Below are 25,010 nucleotides of genomic sequence, written 5' to 3'. Positions count from 1 at the left end.
CAGAGTCACTGTGGCCCGAATCAATCGCCATCAAAGCCTGACCGGGACGACGAACGAACGCGCCCGGGAGACGTGTGCCATCCGGCACGCGGAAGTCGAGAGGAGACACCGTGATGAGTCATCGAACGATTCGGAGCATTTTTGTCGCCAGCGCGCTGGCGCTGGTCGGCTGCGACGGAGTGGATGCGAAGGAGGAGAAGGCGGACGCAAGTCTGTCGGCGCAGGAGCAGGGGCTGACGTGCACCAGCCTCATCCCCGTGATGACGGGGAACAACGTCCCGTCGGGCGTCGCATCTGCCTCCAGCATGTATGACCCCAGCTATCAGCCATGGCTCGGGTTCGACAACGCGGCGAGCTTCTGGCTATCGACCCAGGGACAGACACCTGCGTGGCTGGCCTATGAGTTTCCGAGCACCTCCCAGCTGGTGCAGCGATATGCCGTCACCTACGGCAACGGCACCATCACCACCCGCGCCCCGAAGAACTGGACGCTGGAGGGGTGGACCGGCAGCGCCTGGACGGTGATGGACACCCGAACCAACCAGACGGGCTGGGCCGGCCACGAGCGCCGCGAGTTCGCCGTCAGCTCCCCCGGCGCGTACAAGAAGTATCGAATCAGCGTGACGGATGACAATGACAGCCGCGCGGGCAACGTCGTGGTCTCCATCTCACGTCTGGAGTTCTACAATTGTCAGCCCTACCCCATGACGTCCTCGCTGTGGACCCGGACCACCGGAGGCACGGGGGGATTCAGTCGCATCCATGACCTCGCGGGAGACCCGGCGGGGCGCACCTACGCCACGGGGATGACCTCGGTGGGCCTGTCGGGCCAGCCCGCGGTGGGCCAGATGGATGCCTTCCTCTCGGCGCGAGACTGGAATGGCAACCTGCTGTTCCACAAGCAGATCGGCGCAGCGGGCAACATCGCCCTGGGCTACGGCGTGGCGCGCAACCGCAGCTTCGAGGAGATCTACGTCGCGGGATGGACCTCGGGATCACTGGACGGCAACCCGTCCATTCCAGGGTCGAGCGCGTTCCTGATGCGCTATCGCTACACGGGCGTCCATGGTTGGACGCGCCAGATTGGCGTCGCGAATGCCCAGACGGAGGGCTACGGCGTGGCGGTGGATGCCAATGACAATGCCTTCCTGGTGGGCCTGACGAACGGTGGCCTGGATGGGAACACGCGCATCGGCAGCTATGACGCCTTCGTGGTGAAGTACGGCCCCGACGGCACCAGGCTGTGGACGCGACAGCTGGGCGTTGCCGGCAAGACGACCCATGGTCGCCGTGCCGCCGCGGATGACCTCGGCAATGTCTACGTGTCCGGCTGGACGGACGGCAACCTGGATGGAAACACCCTCACGGGCCCCCAGGACGCCTTCATCACCAAGTACGACGCCGACGGCGTGAAGCAGTGGACCCGGCTTGCGGGTGCGCCCGGAACGGCGGCCTACCTGTACGCGTCGCAGGTCGATGCGACGGGCAACGTGTATCTCGCGGGCTACTCGGGTGGCGGCATGGATGGCGTGCCCAACGTCACCCCGCAGATCGACGTGTTCGTGGCCCGCTTCAGCCCCTCGGGCGTGAAGCAGTGGGTGTGGGAGCTCGACTCGGGCTCCGGCTCCTTCGCGATGGGGCTCTACGTCGACGCGAGCGGCATCTACGCGACGGGCGGCGGCGTGGCGGACATCACGCAGGTGACGGACACCAGCGGAGGCAAGGTCCACAACTACGTGGCGAAGCTGGACCACACCGGCAACCTGCAGTGGGTCATCCAGCAGGAGACCGCGGCCATCAACGGCGTGGCCAAGGACGTGCGCAGCATGGGTGTCGTCGTGGACGGGACAGGCAACCTCTACGTCGGCGGCTACGTGGACGGTCACTACCAGGGCAACACCATCCTGGGGACCCCAGACACGTTCCTGTCCAAGATCGCCAAGCCGCTCTGAGCCACCCATCCGGGCGTGACACGAAGCGCGTGTGTCAGGCCCACCCAGGCTCTGCCTGAAGAGCCGACGCCCGCGGCGGACACCTCCGCGGGCGTCGGAGTGCCGATTGAATCGGGATGCTTCCTGGCGGTCGTACCGAGACAGCCATGAGGCATCAGCGTGTCTTGGAATAGTCCTCGAGGAGCTGGCGCACCCTGGCGGCCTCGGGGTGGGCGGGATAGCGCTTCACGAACGTCCGGTAACGCTCGCGGGCGCCCTCCATCCGGTTGAGACGTGCCTGCATGGCGCCGGAGAGGAGCAGACAGCTCGCCTGCTCCGGCACGTTGGAGAGACAGTCCTCGGCGAGCAGGAAGGCATCGTGGGTCTTCCCCGCGCGCGACAGCCGCTGGGCCTCGGCGTACAGCCGGGCCGCCTCGTCGTCGGGAGTCGAGGACGCGGCGGGGCTCGGGCTCCTGGGCCGTCGCGCATCCGCCGAGCTCACCCGCACCTCGACCTCACCTTCGTTGTCCGAGACATCGTCGTCGAGCAGACCGCAGCGCAGCCCCTGGATGCCTCGGACCTTCACCTCGCGCGTCCCCGACAGGAAGAAGCGCACGGGCTGCATCCGGATGGGGTCGCCGTACCGGTCCAGCTTCGGCAGGGCGTTGCCCGGGGACCACTCGACGCAGGCGGCGTGGTTCGCGGGCCCCAGCGGGCGGCCCCTCGGGAAGACGCCCTCGCCCACGGGAGCCAGGGACACGGTGTACGTCTGCCGGGCGTCCAGCCCCCGGAGCAGGAAGCCCTGGGCGGTGGACACCCGCATGGGCTCCGGATGGAAGATGAAGCGCCGCTCGGAGCGCTCGTGGGGATCGCGCAGGGACACGTTCTGCGGGCTGAGGTCGTCCTTGATGGGCTCCCCGAGCGTGAACAGGGCGACGGACCGGATGCCCTTGAGCGCCAGCGGACGCCGCGGAACGACGCCCTGACGCTGGGCGACGGGGACGGCATCTCCGGCGAGCAGATAGAAGATGGGCTGCTCGGCATACACAGCCGGCTCCAGGACCGCGCGCGGCGGGCTCCGGGCCGAGAAGCCCGGCTCCCAGAGGGAGTACGTGGCGGACGGGGACAGGTGGAAGAAGGCCACCATCTCCCCCGGCACGCGGAAGACATGTCGACGGGAGTCCAGGCGGATGGAGGTCGCGTCGGGATGGTCGGCGACGGACTCGGCCTCCGCCACGGGGACACCCTGGACCTCGGAGGTCGAGTCCGATGTCCCCAGCGCGCTGCCGCTCCCGGCCAGGACCTCCGGGCCTCCTTCCCCCAAGGGCTCCAGGGGCCCCGGCGGCGGGGGCGGCGCGGGAGGAGGCCCGTCATCGAGCACCCAGGGCAGCAGGGCCAGCGTGAGCATCGCCACCAGTCCTCCGGCGGCCAGGAGCCCCCAGCGCCAGGACCGGCTCGGCGGCTCCTGGGGAGCGGACGGAGGCGGCTCGGGGTTGGCCTGGCCTCTCCCGGGCAGCGGCGTCGTGGGCACGACGTCCTGGAGAACGCGGGTCTGCTTCGTGGGCGCGCGCGTCGGAGCGTGTTCGGTGCCTCGCCACGCGCTCAGCTCCTCGACGAACGAGGCCGGCACCGCGAGGTCCCTTCCCTGCTGCAGCAGGTCCTCGCGGAACAGCTCGCGGACCAGGTACGCCAGGTTGGACATCCCGAAGCGGGGCGCGAAGGAATGGAGGAATCCGGCCAGCGCGTCACCGAAGGCGTTCGCCGACTCGTAGCGGAACCGGGTGTCCACGGACAGCGCCCGCATGACAATCTCATTCAGCGCGTTCGGCAGCTCCTTGCGCACCTCTCGCGGCGAGGGGAACTCGCCGTGCGCCAGCTTCGACATGACCAGGGCCTCCGAGCCGGAGACCGGAGCCTGACCGCAGAGCATCTCGTACAGCACCAGGCCCGTGGCCCAGACATCCGTGCGCGCATCCACCTCCTGGCCCCGGGCCTGCTCGGGTGAGAAGTAGAGGTACTTCCCCCGGACGATGCCCGGCTCGGTGTGGAAGCTGCGCAGCATGCGCGCCTTGGCGATGCCGAAGTCGACGATCTTGACCTGTCCCTCGTAGCTGATGAGGACGTTGTCGGGGGAGATGTCGCGGTGGACGATGTGCAGGGGCACGCCCTGGTCGTCCGTGCGCGAGTGCGCGTAGTGCAGCCCGCGGCACATCTCCATCGCGATGTACGTGGCCAGCGGGATGGGCATCGACGCGAGGCCCGTCTTCGCCGCGCGCCTCAACACGCGGTGCAGCGGCTGGCCATCCACCAGCTCCATGGCCAGGAAGTACTGGCCATCCATCCGACCGAAGTCGAAGACCTGCGCGATGTTCCCGTGGGACAGCGTGGCGGAGATGCGCGCCTCGCTGATGAACATCGCGATGAAGGCCTCGTCGTTCGCGTGCTCCGGGAGCACCTTCTTGATGAGGACGGGCTTGGTGACTCCGGCGGCGCCCACCAGCCGCGCGCGCCACGTCTCCGCCATGCCTCCCCTGCCGAGTTGGGCGAGGAGCTCATAACGTCCGAGGCTCTGCTGCGGCTCCTGGGTCATCGGGCAACCCGTCCTGGACGCTCGAGGCGCATCGAAGTGGCACTTCGCGGGCCACACGATGTCTGTTTGCGGGGCGTCTGGGTAGGGGGATGGCGGCAATCCCAGGTGTGGCACCCACGCCCACCCGCACGACAGACACCCCCAACGGCACACATCGCGCCCGGCGCGGCGCAATGGCAGTCAATGGAAGGCGTCCGACCGCATTACACCGGCGCCCGCCCAGGATGGCGGGCACCGGCGGAACCACGCGTCGCTCGAGCCCTCACGGGAGCGCCCGAGCGGCGCGGCGAATCACTCCGAGTAGGAGTAGTTGTAGACGAGCTGCCAGTTGCGGTTGTAGCGGCGGGTCACGGTGAACCAGCCGCTGTGGCAGCTGCCCGTGTTGCTGGCGGAGTAGCCGTAGACGAAGCCGTTGTTCACGCGCGCCACGAGCTCAGGGGAGCCAGGGTTCTCGCAGGGCTGGGTGACGCGGACGGACTGGTAGGCGGCCTCGGCATTGACCTGCTCCTGGCCCTCGAAGTCATAGATGGAGTGGACCCGGACGGCGGTGAAGCCACCCAGCTGGGCGCCCTGCGTCGCGGTGGGCTGCGCGAGGAACGCGTTGAGGCTGGCCAGGGCCGCGGCCTCGTTGGTGATGGAGCCGACGACGCGGTGCACGGCGCCGTTCGAGTCGGACAGCGCGGCGCGGATGGAGGCGATGCCGGCGGAGCCCTGGTAGACGGACGTGTCGCCCCACGTGAAGCTCAGGGCGGAGCCGGCCGTGTACCCGCTCAGCGCGCAGCTGCCGTTGGCGGCCGCGGGCGCCACCAGGATGACCTTGCGCAGGCGGTGCTCGGGGTTCAGGAGGGCAACACACTCGTTGCCCGCGACGCCGTCATAGTTGCCGGCGGGCAGCACGGCCTCGACGATGTTGTAGACGCGGAAGTTGGGGTCCGTGGCCTCCTGCTCCTGGGTGGCCTGGACGGGCTCGGGCGTCGGCTCCGCCTCGGGACCGAGGCAACCAACGATGAAGGACGACGCAAGGACGAGGGAAGACAGCCGAAGGGAAGTGCGCATGGGCGCGCTTCCTATCATGCGGGGGGCGATTGATCCCGCATATTCATGATTTGTTGCAAGGACGATACATGCGGAAAGGGCTGCTCTCACTGGACCTCCGCTCTCTACGGACTACGCAGATCCAGGACTTTTTTTCATGTGCCTGTGAAAACAAAACGACCCCGCCAGCAAAGGCAGGGCCTTCTTGCTCCCAATCACATCACTCTCGCGCTGAGCGTGAAGGCAATCCGCTCAGGGCAACCTGAAGACTCGCAGGTTCTCCTCGCCCTTGCGCACATAGACGAGGGCATCGTGCGTGGCCTGGTAGAAGAAGCGGTTCTTGACCAGGTCATGCCAGCCGCCGAAGGCGCCCGCCTCCCACTGGGGGGCCTCGCGCAGGGTGCGGGCCTCGGCGTCGACCTCGTAGGTGCGGTATTCGAAGGAGCCGTCCCCGTCGCGGTCATACCGGAACGCGGCGATGTAGCGATTGAGCGGCGGCACGTGGGCGAAGACCATGCCCTCGAAGTATTCGGGATAGCAGCGCGCCCGCACGAGGTCGCTCCGCAGTGGAATGTCGTTCCACTTCGTCGTGTCCAGGTCGTAGGTGATCAACCGCGGCATCTGCACGTGCGGCTCCTCGTGTCCCGGCGCGGGGAAGCTCACGAGGACGCGGCCCACGCGGGCCATCTGCGCGAAGTGCCAGGCGGGAGGCGTGACGACCTCCCACTTCCAGGACGTGTCCTCGGGGCCGAAGGACCACCACTGCGAATAGTTGTAGTTCTCCGTGGGGCCGAACATGTAGCGCCCGCGCACCTCGTCCCAGAACGTCCAGCCGGCGGCGCCGCCGTAGCCCTTCGAGCCGTCATACGAGGCCCCCGGCGTGTTGAACGGATTGTGGCGCGTCCAGGTGCGAGTCTTCAGGCTGTAGCGCCACATGCGCCGGACTCCGGTGGCCACCTCGTCGAGGTCCGGGTTGTAGACGAGCCCGTTGTACGTGTGGCGCGCGGTGGGGTTGCGCGTCGACGCGGCGGGACGGTCCGGGTCGAAGAACTCGTCCGAATAGACGTCGCTGTCCGGATGCGCCTTGGCGTACGCCTCCGCGGGGGGATAGCCGCTGTAGGTGTTGCCCCAGGGGACGTTCGTCCAGCTCGCGGAGTTGTCCGGCAGCTGCTCGATGCTCCAGCGCATCCGCGCCATGTCGAAGCGATAGAGGCCGTTGTTGGAGCTGTCGGCGTGGCCACCGCCGAAGGCCCACCACCGCGCCCTCGGCGCATCCAGCGCGATGCCGGAGTACGCGTTGATGACCCCGGCGATGCCCTGCGAGCCCAGGTCGCTGAAGCCCGGGAGCGCAGCCTTGACCTCCGCGTCGAGCGTGGTGAGCGGCGTCCCCGCGACTTCAATCCAGCGTCCCTTGGGCACCAGCGCCCAGGAGGCCTCGTTCACCAGACCCGTCGAGTCACGCCCCGGCGTCCACACGTCCCCCGAGATGGAGCCCGTCTCCGGCCCGCTTCCCCAGGTGAACGGAGGCAGCGGGCCGGGTCCACCATCCGGCGTGGACGCGCCACCGTCGGAGCCGGACGAACCCGCGTCGGGGTTGCCTCCCGCGTCGGAGCCCGTGCCGCCATCAGCGCCCGTGCCCGCGTCGGGCTTGGGGTTCCCGTCGACCGGGTCATCGGAGGAGCAGGCCGTGAGCACACTCGCGACACCGAGCGCGAGGCAGAGAACCCAAGGTGACGAACGTCGGCCCGGCCGGACGGCTCGCATGCTCCACTCCTCGACAAGATGACTGTGCGCACACGCGTCGTGTGTTCGCGTCCCCAAGGCAAGTGACATGCCATGGGGCGCTCGCACGGAGTCACCTGGGAGCAGGTGCCGCCGTCACTGTTGCATCCGCGTGGATTCAGGGGGGACCACCCCACATCATGTGGCCCACCTGCCCCACACCGCGCGGCGAGCGACTGTCGCTCGCGCGGCCTGGCTCGGTGCTCAGCGCTTCGTTCGAGCCTTGCCCGTGCCGCGAGGCTTGCTCGCGGGCGCGGCCTTCTTGCCCTTCTTCGCGGCGGCCTTCGTCGGAGCCCGAGCCGTCCTGGACTTCGCGGGCACGGCCTTGGACTTCGCCGGCTTCGACCTGGGCGCGGTGACCTTGACCTTCGCGGGCTTCGACCTGGGCGTCGTGGCCTTGGCCGCCTTCGCCTTGGGCGCCTTCTTCGCGGCCACGGGCTTCTTCGCGGACTTCTTCGTGGCCGCGGGCCTGGTGGCCGTCTTCCGTGTGCTCGGGGCGGAGGACTCGCGCTTCGGCTTCGCACGCGGGGAGCGCTTCTTCGCGGGGGCCTCTCCCACGACCTCCGCGTCCATCACGTCCGCCGGACGGACCCGCGAAGCAGGCGGCGTCACCGGACGGGAGACCGCTTCCGGAGCGGTCGTCACCACGGGCTCCGCGGTCAACACCACCCCTGGCGTCGCACGAGCCGACGGCTCCACGTGCGTCGTCACGTCGCGCGACTCACGGGCCGCCGGCGGCTTCGCGGGAGGCTCGGCGGGAACGGAGGGTTGCCAGTTCTCGGGCGAGAACGCGGCATCCGTCTCCTCGCGAGGCTTCGGCGGCTCGAACTTCGGCGGCGGCCGGTGGTGGAAGCGCGTGTCCTTCGAGGCGGGCTTCCCGCCGTGACCGTGCTTCTGCGGCGCGTGCGGACGCCCGCCCTTGGCACCATGGGTACCGCCGCCCCGCTGCCCCTGCGCGGCCAGGGCGCGGAGCCGGTCGAATCCGGGATGCGGCGAGCCACCCGTCGCCTCGGGAGCGGAGGGGGCCTCCAACGTCTTCACGGCGGAGGACTCCTGCTCCACGGACTGCGCACCTCGCACCTCGGCACCCTGCTGCTCGGGGCGCACGAAGACCCGACGCTTCTCACCGTGGCCCTCCCGCTCGGGACGACCTTCGCGGGGCTTGTTCGCCGACTCGTCGCGCCAGGGCTGCTTGAACTTCTCCTCGCCCCGCGCGGGCTCCTCGCGGCGCCCTTCCCGCACGAACCGGCCGCGGGGACTCGAGGGCTCCTCGCGCGCGGCCCAGCCTCGGGCGGAGCCCTGTTTCTTCTCCTCGCGCTCCCAGCGCCCCGGCCGCTCGGCCCGGTGCTTGCCATGCGCGACCTGCTCGCGGCGCTCGGGACGACGGTGCGAGAACGCTCCGCCCTCACGACGCGCCAGCGGCGCCTCGCCGTCGAACTGGAGCGCCTCGAAGTCGATCTTCCGCGCCGTCGGGTTCGCCGACAGCAACCGCACGCGCAGCTTCTGGCCCACGCGGACGCGGCGCCCGTTCGGGTACACCAGCGCGTGCGTCTGCTTGTCCAGCTTCGAGCCCGGCCCCAGCGTCTCCGCCTTCACCAGGCCTTCGACGTGCACCTCGTCCAGCTCGACGAAGAAGCCGAAGTCGGTGATGGCCGCGATGGTGGCCGCGAACTCCTCGCCGACGCGGTCCTTCATCATCAGGGCCGCGTAGAACGAGACCACCTCGCGCTCCACCTGCATGGCCGCGCGCTCGCGATCCGAGCACTGCATCGCCATGTCCTCGAGCTTCTCCTCCTCGCGCTCGAGCATGGCCTGCGACGGCTTGCGGCCTGCCCTCGCCCAGTGGGCCTTGAGCAGCCGGTGCACCAGCAGGTCCGGGTAGCGACGGATGGGCGAGGTGAAGTGCAGGTAGTGCTCGGCCGCGAGCCCGTAGTGCCCCACCTTCGAGGCCGTGTACACGGCCTGCATCATCGAGCGCAGCAGCAGCTGGTTCAGCGCCCGCTGCTCCGGGTGGCCCGCCAGCTGGCTGATGAACGCGTCCAGCTCCTTCGACGACACCCCGTCCTCGAAGCGCAGCTTGAAGCCATACGCCTGCGCCAGCGCCGCGAAGGCCGCCAGCTTCTCCTCGTCCGGCTCGCCGTGGAACCGGTACACCGTGGGCAGGCCCTCGTCCTGGAAGAAGCGCGCCACCGCCTCGTTCGCGGCGAGCATGCACTCCTCGATGAGCCGGTGGCTGTCCTTGCGCTCGCGCTTGTCCATGCGCTCGGGCAGGCCGTCCTTGCCCACGACGACCTTGTGCTCGGGCAGGTCGAAGTCGATGGCGCCGCGCTCCTTGCGCATCTTCATCAGCGCCCGCGCCAGCGACATCATCCGCTCGAAGTGCGGCTTGAAGGCGTTGCGGTGCGGCACGTCCTTGCCATCGAGGACGTCCTGCACCTCGTTGTACGTGCACCGAGCCTGGCTGCGCATCACCGCCGGGTACAGCGTGGACGAGCGCCGCTGGCCCTGGGTGTCGAACGTCATGTCCGCCACCATGCACAGCCGGTCCTCGTCCGGACGCAGCGAGCAGATGCCGTTGCTCAGCCGCTCCGGGAGCATCGGCAGCACCCGGTCCGGCAGGTACACGGACGTCGCGCGCCGGAGCGCCTCCGCGTCCAGCGCGCTGCGCTCGCGCACGTAGTGCGTCACGTCCGCGATGGCCACCACCAGCCGCCAACCTCCCGGCTGCTCCTCCACGTACACCGCGTCGTCGAAGTCGCGCGCGTCCTCGCCGTCGATGGTGACCAGCGCCATCGCGCGCAGGTCGCGGCGCTGCTCGCCGCGCGCCTCGTCCTCGGACACCGTGACGGCGTAGCGGTCCGCCTCGTCCATGACCTCCGGCGGGAACTCGTCCGAGAAGCCCTGCGAGTAGGCGATGCCGATCACCTCGGAGCTCGGCGTGCCGGGCTTGCCGAGCGAGCCGGCCACCTCGCCGATCAACCCACGCCCCGGGTCCAACAGGTTCGCGCCCACGCCCAGGCGCACCTTCACCAGGTCGCCCTCCTGGGCCATCTGGGTGAACGGCACGCGGATGGGCCCCGGCAGGCTCGTGTCCGTCGGCAGCACCAGCGCGTGGCGCCCGTGCGCGGTGTAGACGCCCACCGCCAGCTCGCGGCGTCGGTCCACCACCTGCACCAGCCGCCCCTCGTAACGTCCGGGCCGCCCCGCCACCTCCACCACCACCCGGTCATTGTCGAGCGCGCGCTGCGCCTCGCCCGGCGGCAGGAAGATGTTCTCGCCCTCGCCCGACACCGGGTGCACGAAGCCGAAGCCGTTCTGATGCACGTGGAGGATGCCCTCCACCGTGTCGAGCACCTCGCCGAAGCGGCGCTCCCTCCGGCCTCGCTGACCGGAGCGCTCGCGCCAGTCGTCGCGCCGGCCACCGCCATGGCGTCCGGCGTCGCGGGCGCCACGTGACGGGGCACCACGGTCCTGGAAACGGCCGCCCTCCTGTCCGCGCGATCCATGCCCCTGGAAGCGGGCGCGGGAGTCGTTCAAGTGGGCCTTGCCGAAGCGGGGCGCCTCCGGACGCGCCTGCTCAGGGTGCGCGGGGGCAGGACGTACGGCCTCGTCACGACGGGGGCTGGGGCGCAGGAAGCGCTTGCCCTCCTTGACGATGGCGCCTTGACGGACCAGCTCGCGCAGGGCGCGCTTGAGCTCGGTCTGCTGGCCAGGATGCAGGCCCGCGAGTCGCAGGAGCTCCTTGATGCCCAGCGGGTGGTCTGCGTCGGAGAGAATCTGCTGGAGAAGGTCGGGAGGAATGCTCACGGTGGGGTCGCGGCTCGGCCGCTACGGGAACGGGTAAGCCCGAAGCGGCCGGGCGGGAACCCCCCGGCGACCGACTGCTTCCCGGAGTCCTCCTCCGGGAAGCGACGTTCAGGGCTTGACCGTGACGTTGATCTTGAAGGAGCGGTCCACCAGGCCCGGCGCGAGCGCCTTGGCCAGGAAGAACTCCACTTCGGATGTCCCCGGGTTGCGGGGGGTGAAGAAGAACTCGCGGGTGGCCGGTCCCCCATTGAGGCCCGGCTCGAAGTTGGCCTCGCGCAGACCCACGCGCTTGGCGGCGGTGGGCTCGATGGCCCAGGTGAAGCCCGGCTGCTCGGGCAGGCGCACGGTGAGGCCGTGGTTGAGCTTCACGTCCACGCTCGTGGGCACCTCGCCCTCGATGTGGACCAGCTCCATCTCGTCGCGAGAGACCGCGCGCGCCTCGGACGGACGGGGCTCCACGTTCTCCGCGCCGATGCGACCGCCCCAACCGGACGTCTTGTCCACCACGCCCATGACCTGCAGCGTGTGGCCCACGAACTTGCGCAGCCCCTTCACCGCGGCCTTGCCCTCGATGAGGAACGAGACCTGCTGACGGGTGCCGCCGTTGGACACGACGAGCACGAACTCCTCGCCCGTCATCTCGAGGTTGCCGCGCACCGCCGCGAAGCCCTTGATGCCCGCGCCCATGCCGGCCGCCGTCACCATGGAGACCTCGCCGGGCGACAGGTAGCGCAGCCGGGGCTCGGTGTCCGCCGGGGGCGCCTCCACCACCTCGGCCTCCGGCTTCTTGGCGGAGTACTTGCGCACGTCCACCACGCCGCCGTGGTTGGTCGTCTTGCGGATCAACCCGCTGACGGAGACCTTGTGGTTCACGTACGCCGGCAGGACCTCCTGGTCCGGCCCCTGGAGCAGGAAGGTGAGCTCTCGCTTGTCGCGTCCCACCACCACCAGGTTGGGCATCTCGTTGAGGACGACCAGGCGGCCCTTGAGGCTGCCCTCGCCCGTCACGCCGCGGCCCTCACCGGCGGTGAGCAGCTGCTCCATCTCGCGCTTGGTGAGCGGCTCGCCCGGAGGCGGCAGCTTGGTGGCGCGGGGACGGGGCTTCTCCACGGCGGGGATGACGGGCGCGGAGGCCTTGGAGCCCGCCTTGCCGCCAGCGGCCTTGCCAGCGGGCGCCTTCGCCGCGGGGGCGGCCGGAGCCTTGGCCGTGGCGGACTTGGCGGCGGGAGCGGGCTTGGCGGCGGACTTCTTGGTCGCGGCGGCCTTCTCGGTCTTGTCGACCTTCTCCGCCTTCTCGGCGGCCTTGCCCTTCTCGGGGGCGACCTCCGCGGCCACCTTCTTCGCCGCGGACTTCGCGCCCTTGGCCACCGTCTCCGCGACGGCCTTGACCGCCTTCGTCGTCGAGGTGGCGACGCGCTTGGACGCGTTCTTGATCAGATCCAGCCGGGCGGATTTATCCTTCTTCGCGGCGGGCTTCGCGCCAGTCTTTCCAGCGGGAGTCGCCTTCTTGGCCCCGGACTTGGGCTTGGCCATCGACGCTGTCTCCTTGAGAGTTCCCGTGTACTTTCAACGGGTTGCCAAGCCACCCCCAGGAGGACTGGCAGGCTTCGCGATGATTGGAGCTTGTAACGATGATCAGCAGGGCTGTCAAACTAACACTTGATTTTCTCTCGGACTTTGGGTGCGAACAGCCCTGGAGAACACGCGCATGAACGACGCCGCGACACTGCTGCCGGAGGACGAGGCCCGGGCCCGGGTGCTGGCCCTGGTCCCCCCCCTGGCCACGGAGTGGGTGTCCCTGGACGAGGGCCTGGGCCGGACGCTGGCGGAGGACGTGATGGCCCAGCGCACCCTGCCCCCCTGGGACAACTCGGCCATGGACGGCTACGCGGTGCGCGCCTCCGACCTCACGGGGCCCTTGCCGGTGAGACTGCCCGTGTTGGAGACGGTCTACGCGGGCGCCACGCCCCGGCACGAGGTCCGCCCGGGCACCTGCGTGCGGATCATGACCGGCGCCCCCCTGCCCGACGGCGCGGACGCGGTGGTGATGCGCGAGCGCGCCCGCCCCGTCCCCAACGGCGGCGCGGATCAGGTGGACATCCTGGAGGCGGTGGAGTCCGGCCAGTTCGTGCGGCCGCGGGGCGAGGACGCCCACGAGGGGGCGCTGCTGCTGGCCCGGGGCACGCCCCTGGGCATCCCCGAGCTGGGGCTGTTGTGGGGCCAGGGCCAGCTGTCCATCCCCGTCCCCCGCGCGCCCCGGGTGGCCATCCTCTCCACCGGGGACGAGCTGTGCCGGGCCGACGAGCCCCCCAAGGGCCGCATCGTCGACACCAACGCCCCGTCCCTGGCGCTGGCGGTGCGCCGCGCGGGCGGACTGCCGTCCCTGCTGGGCATCGCGCAGGACACGCGGGACTCGGTGAGCGAGTTCCTGTCGCGCGCCCACGGCTTCGACGTGGTGCTCACCAGCGCGGGCGTGTCCGTGGGCGAGCGGGACTACGTGAAGGAGGTCCTGGCGGCCCTGGGCGTGGAACAGCACCTGTGGCGCGTGGCCATCAAGCCCGGCAAGCCGCTGGTGGTGGGCAAGCGCGGCAGCACGCTGTTCTTCGGCCTGCCCGGCAACCCCACCTCGTCCCTGGTGACGTTCGAGCTGTTCGTCCGGCCGGCGCTGCGCCGCCTGCTGGGGCACTCGGACGTAGCCCCCATCCGGGTGTCCGGGCGGTTGGACGGCCGCCTGGCCAAGAGCCCGGGGCTGGCGCATTTCGTCCGGGTGACGGCCACCTGGCGGGAAGGAAGCTTGTGGGCACGGCCGTTGTCCACCCAGACGTCCGGAGCGCTGCGCTCCGCGGCCTCCGCGACGCACCTGCTGCACTTCCCCCGGGAGGCCAGCAGCTTGTCTCATGGGGACGGTGTGGAGTTGCTACCAGTCTCCTGGGGGGCTTGAGAAACCGAAGGTGTCCGTCACGCATCCTTTCCGTGATTCCAGGTGGGCTCCGTTGGTGAGTCCGCCTTGACTTGCGTTCCGTGGGGCACCAAACAGGGGGCCTCGCAGCCGGAGAACAGAACACCATGTCGGATACTCGCTCACCCCAGGTCCTTCCGACCCGAAAGCCCACCCAGCACCTGGAGCGCTTCTCGGAGGCGGACGTCCCCACGGGGCGTGGACCGCTGAGGACCATCGTCTTCCGGGACAAGCGCAACGGCCGCGAGCACGTGGCGCTCGTGGCGGGGAGTGTGTCGGGCGTGGAGGGGGTGCCGGTGCGCATCCACTCCGAGTGCCTGACGAGCGAGGTCTTCGGCAGCCTCAAGTGCGACTGCCGCGAGCAGCTGGACCGGGCGCTGGACTTCATCACCCAGCAGGGCCTGGGCGTGGTGCTCTACCTGCGGCAGGAGGGCCGGGGCATCGGCCTGGGGAACAAGATCAAGGCGTACGCGCTGCAGGCCAAGGGGCTGGACACGTACGAGGCGAACCGGCAGCTGGGCTTCGCGGACGACCTGCGCAGCTACGACATCGCCGCGGAGATGCTGCGCTCGCTGGACGTACGCTCGGTGGACCTCATCACCAACAACCCGCTGAAGATCGCCGGGATGGTGGAGGAAGGGATTCCGGTCCTGCGTCGAATCCCTTCCCGGACCGAGCACAATCCGCATAACGTCGACTACCTGAGGACGAAGCGCGAGCGTACGGGGCACCTGATTGAGCTCTTCGCCGAGGACGACGACACGGAAGCCAAGGCCGGCTGAGAAGACGCCCGCGCGGCGGCGCAACACCGCCGTGCGCAATCAGGCGCGCGTGCCGTTCGAGGTGCGCTTCTGGGGTGTGCGCGGTTCCATCCCCGCCCCGGGTCCGCAGACGAAGCGCTACGGGGGCAACACGCCGTGCGTGGAGGTGCGGTGCGGGGACGAGCTGCTGATCTTCGACCTGGGCTCCGGGGCGCGAGCGCTGGGTGACGCGCTGCTGGCGTCGGGCACGTCGCCGGTGCGCGGCAACATCTTCATCTCGCACTACCACTACGACCACCTGCAGGGGCTCCCCTTCTTCGCGCCCATCTTCATCCCGACGAGCGAGCTGACGGTGAACGGGCCCGCGCGCAACGGGCGCAGCACGCGCGAGCTGCTCAGCGGGCAGATGGTGCAGCCCTACTTCCCGGTGACGGCCGAGGGCACGTTCCGCGCGAAGCTGACGTATCGGGACCTGGCGCCCGGGGACACGCTGCGGGTGGGCCCCGCGAAGGTGCGGTGGCTGGAGCTGAACCACCCGGGCGGAAACCTGGGCTACCGCGTGGAGTGCGGCGACAGGTCCGTGGTGTACGCGACGGACGTGGAGCACGGCAGCGAGCTGGACGCGGCGATGTTCGAGTTCGCGCGCGGCGCGGACCTGTTCATCTACGACTCCATGTACACGGAGGACGAGTACCACGGCCGCAGTGGGCCGGCGCGCACGGGCTGGGGCCACTCGACGTGGCAGGCCGCCGTGGCCGCCGCGGACGCGGCCGAGGTCAAGACGCTGGTGCTCTTCCACCACGACCCGTCCCGCGACGACGTGGCCATGGACAAGCTGCTGCGTCAGGTGCGCAAGCACCGCCCGGAGGCCATCGCCGCCAAGGAGGCGATGGTCCTCTCGCTGTAGCTCAGGCGCCGCCGCGCTGGCGGGCCACCGCGCGCTTCACCGTCTCGCGCAATCCCACGAAGGGCAGGCGCTCCAGGGCGGTGGGCACGTCCACCCACTCGAAGGTGTCGTGCTCCGGGCCCAGGCGGACGTCCGCGTCCGGAGGGGCCTGGACGGCGAAGCCGTTCTCCCGCGCGAGCACGGGGGGCAGGGTCTCGCCGATGGCGAAGGCGTGCTGGTAGTGGAGGTCCTTGGGAGCAAGGCGCAGTCCGGTCTCCTCCTCGAGCTCGCGGGCGGCGGCCTGGGCGGGTGATTCACCGGGCTCCACGCGGCCCGTGAGGATCTGCCAGAAGCCTCCGCGCTCGGGGCGGCGGCGCACGAGCAGGACGCGGGCCTCGGGGCCATGTCCGCGCACCACGGCGACGCTGACGGTGGACATGGGCGGCGGCGCATCGACGCGCTCGCTGTCGAACACGGCGCAGAAGCTGCGAGCCAGGGCCTCTTCCACGTCGGACACGGGGATGGCGTTGCCACGCTCGCGCTGCATGGACGTGACGCCGGCCTCGCGGATGCCGCACGGGACGATGAAGCGGAAGTGCTCCATCTTCGTGTTCACGTTGAGCGCGAAGCCGTGCGTGGTGAGCCAGCGGGAGATGTGGACGCCGATGGCGGCGATCTTCCGCGCGTCCGGGGCGCCCTCCTCGCCAATCCACACACCGGGCCACTTGGGGATGGGGCCGGCGGTGATGCCCCACTCGGACAGCACCTGCATGATGGAGCGCTCCACGTCGCGCACGTAGCGACGCACGTCGCGGCGCGACTCGGGGAGCAGGAAGATGGGGTAGCCGACGATCTGCCCGGGGCCGTGGTAGGTGACGTCGCCGCCGCGATTGGTCTCGAAGACCTGGACGCCCTCGGCGGAGAGGCTCGCGTCGGAGGCGGTGATGTTCTCGCGCTTCGCGCCTCGGCCGAGGGTCAGCACGGGCGGGTGCTCCAGGAGGAGCAGTGCGTCCGAGCAGAGCCCCTCGCGACGCGCGTCGCCGAACAGGCGCATGAGCTCGAGGCCGTCCTCGTACTCCACCCGGCCGAGCCGGTAGACGGTGATGGTGTTCACGACGTTCCCTTCTTGCGCCGCCCCTTGCGAGCAGGGGCTGGCTTCGTGACTTTGTCGAGGTCCCAGGTGCCTGGGGGGATGCGCTGAAGGAGCGCCTGGAGTTCATGGCCCGCGCGCGGGGAACGCGCGGCCTCCGCCACGAGCACGAAGAGGGCCTTCTCGGACACCGTCGTCGTGTGCTCACGCGCGGCGAGGTGGGCCCGGGCCATGTCCCTGTATTCGGCGGACGTGGGCGGACGCAGGGACACGAGGCGCTGAACGTGCTCCAGGATGCTCACTGTGACGGTGCCGCTCACGGCACGCGACAGGGCGTCCGTGGTGGGGACGTTGAGGCGGAGGCCATTTCCACGCAGCGCGAGCTTGCTCGACGTAGGTGACGTGCCTCGCGCGCTGAGCACCACCGTGGGCCTCGAGGCCCGACCCAGGAAGGCGCTGAGTGTGCGCTGCTGTTCCGTGGTCAGCTGGTCCACGTCCTCGATGAACAGCGGCGTGGAGGATGGAGCCGCCGTGAGCGCGTCGACCGTGGTGAGAGCGCCCTGCCCTTCTCGCTGGAGCATCTGGAGCAAGGTGCTCTTCCCACAGCCCTCCGCACCGATGAGCAGCACGCAGCGGACGCCCGTGCGGAGTGCATCGATGAGCGCACTCCGCGCCTCCGGCTGCCCGATGAAGTCCGGCGCGCTCGGAGTCGGCGTCTCGACGCGAGGACGGGCCGGGAGCGACACCGGGCTCACCGAGTCACCGAACAGGGATGATGAGGCCGTGAGGCAGGCCTTGCAGATGAACGCGCCCGCCGGTCCCGCGACGAGCTCACCAATCTCCGCGCGAGGTCGGCAACAGAACGAGCACCACGCGTCCAGCGTCACGTCCGCGCGGGTGGGGCCACGTTCGATGATGCGCGGCTTGCGTCGACGCTGGGGTGGCGTGTCCTCCACGTCGTGAGGCTCGCGCGCGACGTCATCCTCACCGCCTTCGAATTCGTCAGACGACTCGCGCAGCGGCGCTCCGAACGGACGGGTTCCCGTCACACCCAAGAGGTGGGGCTGGCTCGCCTCGGCGCTCACGAACTCGCCCTGGTCCCCCAGAAGCCAGGTCTCATCCTCGACCTCGGATGCGCTGCTCGACCCCACCGCGCCCGACGTGTCATCGGCTCCGGACACGCCAGCCACCGGGCCATCCCACGCATCGAGCAGCCCTGGACTCCAGGACGCATCGTCAGAGCCAGCGCCACCCATGAGTCGATCGCCACCGAAGCTTCGTGCTCGACTTCGCGCACCTGCGCTCCGGGCCATGAATCGGAAGTCTGGCGACGCTCGGGCTGCCACGCTCGAGCCCTCGCCGGAACTCGCACTGTCGTCAGCGTCCAGTTCCCAGTCCCGCGCCGGCACTCCGGCTGTCACGCCCGACGACTGGCCACGCGTCGAGCCAGAGCGCTCGCTGTCGGCCCCGACCCTGCTCCGGCCTCGCGGCGCGAGTCCTCCCTGCTCGGGAGATTCTCCTCCCCCATCGTCGGCTGATCGCGAGCATGGCGAAGCTCCGGCTGTCACGCGCGACGTCACACCAGCGCCAATGCTGTCGTGCGGATCAGCGACCCACCCCTGTCGAGGCGGCCCGGCCCTTCCCGGAGACGCTCCTGTGCTTTCGTCCGTCGGAGCGAGCGCGTCATCTCGCGACGCCTCGGCCTCGTACGAGTCGCTCCCACGCGACAGCTGGGCCTCCAGGCGCTGCAGGTCTTCACTCACCTCTGCGTCCAACACCCACGCGGTGACTTCGGCAGGTGCTTGCGCGAGCCCAGGCGCCTCCTCCTCGCGCAGCGCGGCTTCGATGAGGCGCTGCCTCAACGCCAGCTCCAATGGCGAGACACCCTCCTCGCCTCCCATCATCAAGGGCGCTGGAGGGGCAGGCTCGTCAGCGTCCATCGCCGACATCCGCTCGAGTCGCGCCACCTCGTCGGCGATGTCCGCGCGGCGCGCATCCAGTCGGCGCGCATGGCGCAGCAACTGGAGCGCCCGAGGTGCGTTCCCCGCGCGCTGGAAGAGCGTCGCGGCCTGGAACAACAGCTCCACCGCACGAGGCGCGTCACCGCTCAGCTCGGCGGACTGCGCGGCGCGGATCAGCTCGCGAGGGTTCTCGGCCATACCGACAGAGCCTAACCGTCTTGGAGGACCACCGCCCGACCTCCGTCGAGCGGGCGGTCCGTCCCCTGGCAACCCCACGGGACGCCCTACCGTGGACACGAGGCCCGGGAGCCTCCGCTCACCGGGCCCGCATCCAGGGACCTCAGGTCATCGCCAGGAACAGCATGTCCGGCTTCTCGAGGTACTTGATGACTTCGTACACGAAGTCCGCGGCCACCGAGCCGTCGATGACGCGGTGGTCGCACGACAGCGACAGGTTCATCATGTCGCGGACCACGACCTGGTCCTTCACCACGGCCGGGCGCTTCTTGAGCTTGTGCACGCCCATGATGCCCACCTCGGGGTGGTTGATGATGGGCGTGGCGAACAGGCCGCCCGTCTGCCCCAGCGAGGTGATGGTGAAGGTGCCGCCCGTCAGCTCCTCCATCTTCAGCTTGCGCTCACGCGCCGCCACACCCAGCCGCGACGTCTCGCGCGCCAGCTCGGCCAGCGTCAGCCGGTCCGCGTCCTTCACCACCGCCACCGTCAGGCCGTCCGGCGTCGCCACCGCCATGCCGATGTTGTACTCGCCGCGCACCACCAGCTCCTGCGCCGCCTCGTCGAAGTTGGCGTTCAGGTGCGGGAAGCGCTTCAGCGCGGCGATGGTCGCCTTGATGATGAACGGCAGGTAGTTGATCTTCGTGTTGTCGCCCACCGCCGCCAGCTGCGCGTTGAGCCGGGCCCGCAGCGCCACCAGCTCCGTCGCGTCCACTTCCTCCACGAAGGCGAAGTGCGGCATCGTGAACTTCGAGCGCACCATCTTCTCGGCGATCTTCTTGCGCAGGCCCCGCAGCGGCACGCGCTCATCCGACCGCCCCGTCGACACGGACGGCGCCGCGGGACGCGCCTGGGCCGGCGCCGCCACCACCACGTTCTTCTGCTCGCCGCCCCCCTCCAGCGCCGCCACCACGTCCGCCTTCGTCACCCGCCCCTGCGGACCACTGCCGGAGATGGTCGTCAGGTCCAGCCCGTGCTCACGCGCCATCCGACGCGTCACCGGCGTGGCCAGCACCTTCGTCGCCTGCGTCGACGCCGCGGCAGCCGCCGGAGCGGGCGCCGCCGCCGACGCCGCCGGAGCGGGAGCCCCGTGGCCCGCGGCCTGGACCGGCGCGGCGCCTTCGATCTCCATCGTCACCAGCGGGTGGTGCACCTTCGCGATGTCCCCTTCCTTGCCGTGCGTCTGGATGACACGACCGGCCTTCGGGCTGGGGACGGTGACGGTGGCCTTGTCCGTCATCACCTCGGCGAGCACCTGGTCTTCCTTGACGACGTCGCCGGCCTTGACGTGCCACTTGACCAGCTCGCCCTCCATCACGCCTTCACCGAGGTCGGGGAGCTTGAATTCGAAGGTTGCCATGGGGTGTCTTTCCGAGAGGAACGGGGGTTGCGTCAAGGCTCGAATCGGGCCCGCTCAGCCGAGTCGCTCCAAGCGCTCGCGCTCCATCAGGCCCTTCATGAAGAACTCGGCGGCGCGATAGCTGGAACGAACCAGCGGACCCGAGGCCACGTAGAGGAAACCGTAGGACTCGGCCAGCTTCTTGTACGACTCGAACTGCGCCGGAGTGACGAAGCGCTCCACGCGCAGGTGGTACTGCGAGGGCTGCAGGTACTGTCCCAGCGTGAGCACGTCCACGCCCACGCCGCGCAAATCCTTGAAGGTCTGCTCCAGCTCGGCGTCCGTCTCGCCCAGGCCCACCATGACCGACGTCTTGGTGTAGAGGCCCTCGGGACGGTTCTTCAGGTACTCGAGCACGCGCAGCGACTGGGCGTACTTCGCGCGCCGGTCCCGCACCGTCGGCGTCAGCCGCTCCACCGTCTCCACGTTGTGCGCGACGACGTGCGGCCGGGCCTCGGCCACCGTGGCCAGGTCCTTCTCCACGCCCTTGAAGTCGGGGATGAGCACCTCGACGATGGTGCGCGGGCTCTCGCGGCGCAGCTCGCGGATCGCGGAGGCGAAGTGGCTGGCGCCACCGTCGGGCCGGTCATCCCGGTTCACCGACGTGACGACGATGTACTCCAGGTCCATCTCCTTGACGGCCTGGGCCAGGTGGATGGGCTCCATCGGATCCAACGGCGGCGGAGCGCCCACCTTCACGTGGCAGAAGCGGCACGCGCGCGTGCAGACCTCGCCCATCAGCATCACCGTGGCCGTGCCACCACCCCAGCACTCGGCGATGTTCGGGCAGCGGGCCTCTTCGCACACGGTGGCCAGCTTCGTGCGCTTCACGATGGCCTTGACCCGCTCGTACCCCTCGCCGTGAGGCAGGCGGACCTTCAGCCAGTCCGGCTTGCGGGTCGTCTCTGTCACCTGGGGGAGAGGGAACCGGTCAGGAGTCGCCATGGGTCGCGGGCCTTCTATGGTTTGGGCGGAAGACGTTCAAGCGGGAAGCCTCTAACGCGAGGCGTTAGCACCCGCAGGGCCTTCGCGCACGTCGTCTCCCTACTAATGCCCGCGCCCCGGCCGGGCAGCCCCCTGTCGGCGAGCACCGGGGCCCCCGGATGCCCAGCCTGAAGCCCATGGCCGCCATCCACCTGGGCACCAGCGGGTACGTCTACAAGGACTGGAAGCAGCGCTTCTACCCCACCGGCCTGCCGGCCCGCCGCTGGCTCTCCTGGTATGCGCGCGTCTTCCCCACGGTGGAGCTCAACGCGACCTTCTACCGGCTGCCCACGCCCCAGGCCGTGGACCGCTGGCGCGACGAGGTCCCCGGCCGCTTCCGCTTCGCCTGCAAGGGCAGCCGCTTCCTCACCCACCTCAAGCGCCTCACCGACGTGGACGAGGGCCTGGAGCGCTTCTACGCCCCCGTCCTGCGCCTGGGCCGCAAGCTGGGCCCCATCCTCTGGCAGCTCGCGCCCCACATGACGCGGGCGGACCCGGAGAAGCTGGACCGCTTCCTCGCCCACCAGCCTCGGGGCATCCGCCAGGTCGTCGAGTTCCGTCACGCCGCCTGGTACCACCCGGAGGTGCTGGACGTCCTGGAGCGGCACCGCGCCGGGCTCTGCGAGCACGACCTGCTGCCCGAGCCGATTCCCCACCCCACCGGGGGCTTTCGCTACCTGCGCTTCCACGGCACCGAGGCCCGGTACATGGGCCGCTACGGCAAGGCGGCCCTGCGCCCCGTGGCGCGCGACTTGAAGCGGTGGAGGGACGCGGGCCACACCGCCTGGGTCTACTTCAACAACGACTCGCGAGGGCACGCGCTGCTGGACGCGCTGGACCTGGCGGAGCTGCTGGACCTGGGCATCGGGAGGACGCCGGAAATGGAGAGGCCGCCCTCGAAGCTCGCGCTCCGGGACGGCCCCAGCGGGCACCCGTGAGGGGCGCCCGTCCTCCACCCTCGCCGACTAGAAGTGGCGCGGGTGACCCAGCGTGGCCTCGGCGCCCTCGTGGACGATCTCCGAGAGCGTCGGGTGGGCGTGGATGGTGCCCGCCAGCTCCTCGGTGGTGATCTCCAGCTTCAGCGCGACGCAGGCCTCGGCCAGCAGCTCCGTGGCGTGCGGACCGATGATGTGGATGCCCAGCACCTCGTCGTACTTCTTGTCGGAGACGATCTTGATGAGGCCCGTGGACTCGTTGGTGATGGCGGACTTCGTCACCGCGCCGAACGGGGCGTTGCCGATCTTGACGTCGTAGCCGCGCTCCTTGGCCTTCTTCTCCGTCAGGCCCACCGAGGCGACCTCGGGGTAGCAGTACGTGGCGGACGGGGTGAGGTCGTAGTTGATGGGCTGCGGGTTCTTGCCCGCGATGTGCTCCACCGCGACCACGCACTCGGCGCTGGCCATGTGGGCCAGCATCGGGGTGGGGATGACGTCGCCCACCGCGTAGACGTTGGGCTCGCTGGTGCGCAGCATCGAGTCGACCTTGATGTAGCCGCGCTCGGTCTTGATGGACGTCTTGTCCAGGCCCACGTCGTCCGTCACCGGCGAGCGGCCCACGGCCGACAGGAGGATCTCCGCCTCCAGCGTCTTGGTCTCGTTGCCGACCTTCATCGTGACGCGCACGCCGTCCGCCGTGTGCTCCACCTTCTCCACCGCGGAGCCCGTGTGCACGTCGATGCCGCGGCGGCGGAAGATCTTCTCCAGCTCCTTGGAGATGTCCGCGTCCTCGATGGGCAAGAGCGCCGGCAGGTACTCCACGATGGCCGTCTTGCTGCCCACGTGGTTGAAGATGGACGCGAACTCACAGCCGACCGCGCCCGCGCCCAGGACGATGATGCTCTTGGGGATGCGCTCGATCTGCAGGATGGAGTCGCTGTTGAGCACGCGCTTGTGGTCCACCGGCACGTTCGGCAGGGACTTGGGGACCGAGCCCGTCGCGATGATGACGTTCTTGGCGTCCAGCACCTGCTTGGTGCCGTCGGCGGCGGTGACCTCCACCTTGCCCTTGCCCGCGATGCGGCCGTGGCCCTTGATGACCGTCACCTTGTTCTTCTTCATCAAGAAGTCGATGCCGTTGGCACCCTTGGTGACGACCTTGTCCTTGTGCTTCATCGCGTTCGGCCAGTTGACCGTCGGGCTCGACAGGTCGATGCCGAAGTCCCCGGCCTCCTTGACGTGGTGGAACAGCTCCGCCGTCCACAGCAGGGACTTGGTGGGGATGCACCCGCGGTGGAGGCACGTGCCACCCAGACGCTTGTCCTTCTCGATGATGGCCGTCTTCAGCCCGAGTTGCCCCGCGCGGATGGCGCCCACGTAGCCGCCAGGGCCCGAACCGATGATCACCACGTCGAACGTCTCAGCCACGCACGCCTCCGTCATTATTTGCGGATGGAACCCGGTGGGGCTGATAACCCCCGCTCCCGGTTGGAATCAAGGAGATTGCTCGTGCGCCGTTTCCCGCTCAGAACCCTCCTCCTGATGCTCGTGGCGCTCATCGCCTTCGGCCGTCTGTGGTGCGTGACGCACCAGGATGTGACGAGCGCTGCCCCGCCCGAGCGCCCCCCCGCCCGGGCCGCCGCCTCCCCGGCCGCCCCCGTCACGCTCGGCTCGCCCGACTGTCTCGCCCTGGAGCGGGCCCTGGACGCCGCCCTGCGCGCCCCCGAGGTCCCCAGCATCCTGGACGATGCCCGGGCGCGCCTGAAGGCCTGCGCCCAGCCCACCGCGCGCGCCTGCGAGCTGGGGCCGGCCCTGAATGCCCGGGCCCCGTTCAGCCAGGGAGTGGACACTCCGCTGCGGGGCCTCCTGGCCACGCTGTGCGAGCAGTGCCCGGGCCCGGTGAACCCCTGCGCGCAGCGCGTGGGTCAGGCCCTGCTGGACGCCACGGTGGGCCGCGCGCCGGAGGTCCCGGAGCTGCTGTGGAACCTGGAGCACGCGGGGCCGGGCACGGCGGGAGCCTGCGACACCCTCGTCCGGTTGGGGCTGGCCCCGGCCGCCCAGGCGGAGGTCGCCCTGCCCGCGACGGTGCTCCCATTGCTGGAGGGTCTCGCCCCCCGCTGCCAGGGGGCCGGGCTCCTTCCCGTGTCCGTGCTGCGCGCGGCGGCACTCCAGCAGGGGGACAAGGTGCCCACGCTCCGGACGCTCGTCAGCGCGCCGCGCGTGGAGACCGAGCCGGTGAAGCCGGATCAGCTCACCGGGGCCCAGCCCGGCTTCCAGGCCTTCGACGGGGACGAGAACACGCGCGTCGCGGTGAGCAACGCGTCGAAGACCTCACGCTGGGCGGCGGATGGGGCGCTGCGCGCGGGCTACGCGCCCACGCTCAAGCACCTGGTGGGCGTGCGCGTCCGGGCGAAGGGTGCGGGCACGCTGCGCGCCATCGTGCGCACCCCGAAGGGCGTGGGGCTCGGTGACCCGGAGGGAGGTTTCTCGTTCGTGAACCCCACGGTGTGCCGCTACCAGGGCACGGGCGCGTGGGAGAGCTGCGTGCTGACCGTGCCGCAGGTGGACGTGGACGCGGTCAGCGTGTTCCCCGAGAGCGCGGACGGCCAGCTCGCGGAGCTGGAGATACTCGGCGTCCGGTGAGTTCGCGCCGGGG

Annotated in this window: 16 protein-coding genes; 6 read left to right on the top strand and 10 right to left on the bottom strand. The window is 70.0% G+C overall.

What is annotated here, in order from left to right; translation table 11 throughout:
• Nucleotides 1–113: 113 nt before the first annotated feature.
• The gene (locus tag OWM54_RS38555) at nt 114–1,952 is read left to right on the top strand and encodes an SBBP repeat-containing protein (RefSeq protein ID WP_267700605.1); all 1,839 of its coding nucleotides are present in this window, start codon (nt 114–116) and stop codon (nt 1,950–1,952) included.
• Between the two features lie 154 nt (nt 1,953–2,106).
• On the opposite strand, the gene OWM54_RS43315 is transcribed toward OWM54_RS38555, so the two are convergent.
• The 5 genes from OWM54_RS43315 to OWM54_RS38530 form a co-directional block, all read right to left on the bottom strand.
• Nucleotides 2,107–4,521 (bottom strand): protein kinase domain-containing protein, encoded by a 2,415-nt coding sequence (locus OWM54_RS43315; protein WP_324289172.1) that lies wholly within the window; start codon nt 4,519–4,521, stop codon nt 2,107–2,109.
• Between the two features lie 291 nt (nt 4,522–4,812).
• Nucleotides 4,813–5,577 (bottom strand): hypothetical protein, encoded by a 765-nt coding sequence (locus OWM54_RS38545; protein WP_223747640.1) that lies wholly within the window; start codon nt 5,575–5,577, stop codon nt 4,813–4,815.
• A gap of 231 nt (nt 5,578–5,808) precedes the next feature.
• Nucleotides 5,809–7,320 (bottom strand): hypothetical protein, encoded by a 1,512-nt coding sequence (locus tag OWM54_RS38540; RefSeq protein ID WP_267700604.1) that lies wholly within the window; start codon nt 7,318–7,320, stop codon nt 5,809–5,811.
• A 222-nt stretch (nt 7,321–7,542) separates the two neighbouring features.
• Nucleotides 7,543–11,145, bottom strand: a complete 3,603-nt coding sequence (rnr, locus tag OWM54_RS38535; RefSeq protein ID WP_267700603.1) for a ribonuclease R — start codon at nt 11,143–11,145, stop codon at nt 7,543–7,545.
• Nucleotides 11,146–11,253: 108 nt separating this feature from the next.
• Nucleotides 11,254–12,678 carry a protease inhibitor I42 family protein gene (locus OWM54_RS38530; RefSeq protein WP_223747637.1) on the bottom strand — a complete coding sequence of 475 codons (1,425 nt, stop codon included), beginning with the start codon at nt 12,676–12,678 and terminating at the stop codon, nt 11,254–11,256.
• Nucleotides 12,679–12,853: 175 nt separating this feature from the next.
• On the opposite strand from OWM54_RS38530, the gene glp reads away from it, so the two are divergent.
• The 3 genes from glp (at nt 12,854) to OWM54_RS38515 (ending at nt 15,772) form a co-directional block, all read left to right on the top strand.
• On the top strand, nt 12,854–14,086 hold the full coding sequence (gene glp / locus OWM54_RS38525; protein ID WP_223747636.1) for a gephyrin-like molybdotransferase Glp: 1,233 nt from the start codon (nt 12,854–12,856) through the stop codon (nt 14,084–14,086).
• A 125-nt stretch (nt 14,087–14,211) separates the two neighbouring features.
• Nucleotides 14,212–14,886 (top strand): GTP cyclohydrolase II, encoded by a 675-nt coding sequence (gene ribA, locus OWM54_RS38520; protein WP_141325957.1) that lies wholly within the window; start codon nt 14,212–14,214, stop codon nt 14,884–14,886.
• Between the two features lie 49 nt (nt 14,887–14,935).
• Nucleotides 14,936–15,772 (top strand): MBL fold metallo-hydrolase, encoded by an 837-nt coding sequence (locus OWM54_RS38515; protein ID WP_223747739.1) that lies wholly within the window; start codon nt 14,936–14,938, stop codon nt 15,770–15,772.
• Nucleotide 15,773: 1 nt separating this feature from the next.
• Here the strand turns inward: OWM54_RS38515 and lipB are convergent, their stop codons facing one another.
• From lipB to lipA, 4 genes are all read right to left on the bottom strand, one after another.
• Nucleotides 15,774–16,865: a lipoyl(octanoyl) transferase LipB gene (lipB, locus tag OWM54_RS38510; protein WP_267700602.1), complete on the bottom strand. Its 1,092-nt coding sequence runs from the start codon at nt 16,863–16,865 to the stop codon at nt 15,774–15,776.
• Nucleotides 16,862–18,022, bottom strand: a complete 1,161-nt coding sequence (locus OWM54_RS38505; protein ID WP_267700601.1) for a ClpX C4-type zinc finger protein — start codon at nt 18,020–18,022, stop codon at nt 16,862–16,864. Before OWM54_RS38505 ends, lipB begins: the two co-directional genes overlap by 4 nt.
• Nucleotides 18,023–19,142: 1,120 nt before the next feature.
• Nucleotides 19,143–20,396, bottom strand: coding sequence for a dihydrolipoamide acetyltransferase family protein (locus OWM54_RS38500; protein ID WP_267700600.1), 1,254 nt, complete (start codon nt 20,394–20,396; stop codon nt 19,143–19,145).
• A gap of 54 nt (nt 20,397–20,450) precedes the next feature.
• Nucleotides 20,451–21,380, bottom strand: coding sequence for a lipoyl synthase (gene lipA, locus OWM54_RS38495; RefSeq protein WP_223747632.1), 930 nt, complete (start codon nt 21,378–21,380; stop codon nt 20,451–20,453).
• A gap of 158 nt (nt 21,381–21,538) precedes the next feature.
• On the opposite strand from lipA, the gene OWM54_RS38490 reads away from it, so the two are divergent.
• Nucleotides 21,539–22,357, top strand: a complete 819-nt coding sequence (locus OWM54_RS38490; protein WP_267700599.1) for a DUF72 domain-containing protein — start codon at nt 21,539–21,541, stop codon at nt 22,355–22,357.
• Between the two features lie 27 nt (nt 22,358–22,384).
• On the opposite strand, the gene lpdA is transcribed toward OWM54_RS38490, so the two are convergent.
• Nucleotides 22,385–23,782 (bottom strand): dihydrolipoyl dehydrogenase, encoded by a 1,398-nt coding sequence (lpdA, locus tag OWM54_RS38485; protein ID WP_267700598.1) that lies wholly within the window; start codon nt 23,780–23,782, stop codon nt 22,385–22,387.
• 81 nt (nt 23,783–23,863) lie between these two features.
• Between lpdA and OWM54_RS38480 the strand changes: the two genes are divergently transcribed.
• Nucleotides 23,864–24,997 carry a hypothetical protein gene (locus OWM54_RS38480; RefSeq protein ID WP_267700597.1) on the top strand — a complete coding sequence of 378 codons (1,134 nt, stop codon included), beginning with the start codon at nt 23,864–23,866 and terminating at the stop codon, nt 24,995–24,997.
• The last annotated feature ends 13 nt before the right edge of the window (nt 24,998–25,010 follow it).

This window comes from Myxococcus sp. MISCRS1, from assembly GCF_026626605.1.
Taxonomy (GTDB): Bacteria; Myxococcota; Myxococcia; order Myxococcales; family Myxococcaceae; genus Myxococcus; species Myxococcus fulvus.
The sequence above is the reverse complement of the archived record's forward strand: the minus strand, read 5'-3'. Positions and strand labels throughout refer to the sequence as shown.

Bases quoted from the DNA above. Each gene is read 5' to 3' on its own strand.
- glp (WP_223747636.1), top strand. From the start codon at position 12,854: ATGAACGACGCCGCGACACTGCTGCCGGAGGACGAGGCCCGGGCCCGG.
- OWM54_RS38540 (WP_267700604.1), bottom strand. From the start codon at position 7,320: ATGCGAGCCGTCCGGCCGGGCCGACGTTCGTCACCTTGGGTTCTCTGC.
- OWM54_RS38490 (WP_267700599.1), top strand. From the start codon at position 21,539: ATGCCCAGCCTGAAGCCCATGGCCGCCATCCACCTGGGCACCAGCGGG.
- OWM54_RS38530 (WP_223747637.1), bottom strand. From the start codon at position 12,678: ATGGCCAAGCCCAAGTCCGGGGCCAAGAAGGCGACTCCCGCTGGAAAG.
- OWM54_RS38555 (WP_267700605.1), top strand. From the start codon at position 114: ATGAGTCATCGAACGATTCGGAGCATTTTTGTCGCCAGCGCGCTGGCG.
- OWM54_RS38500 (WP_267700600.1), bottom strand. From the start codon at position 20,396: ATGGCAACCTTCGAATTCAAGCTCCCCGACCTCGGTGAAGGCGTGATG.
- ribA (WP_141325957.1), top strand. From the start codon at position 14,212: ATGTCGGATACTCGCTCACCCCAGGTCCTTCCGACCCGAAAGCCCACC.
- lipA (WP_223747632.1), bottom strand. From the start codon at position 21,380: ATGGCGACTCCTGACCGGTTCCCTCTCCCCCAGGTGACAGAGACGACC.
- OWM54_RS38545 (WP_223747640.1), bottom strand. From the start codon at position 5,577: ATGCGCACTTCCCTTCGGCTGTCTTCCCTCGTCCTTGCGTCGTCCTTC.
- OWM54_RS43315 (WP_324289172.1), bottom strand. From the start codon at position 4,521: ATGACCCAGGAGCCGCAGCAGAGCCTCGGACGTTATGAGCTCCTCGCC.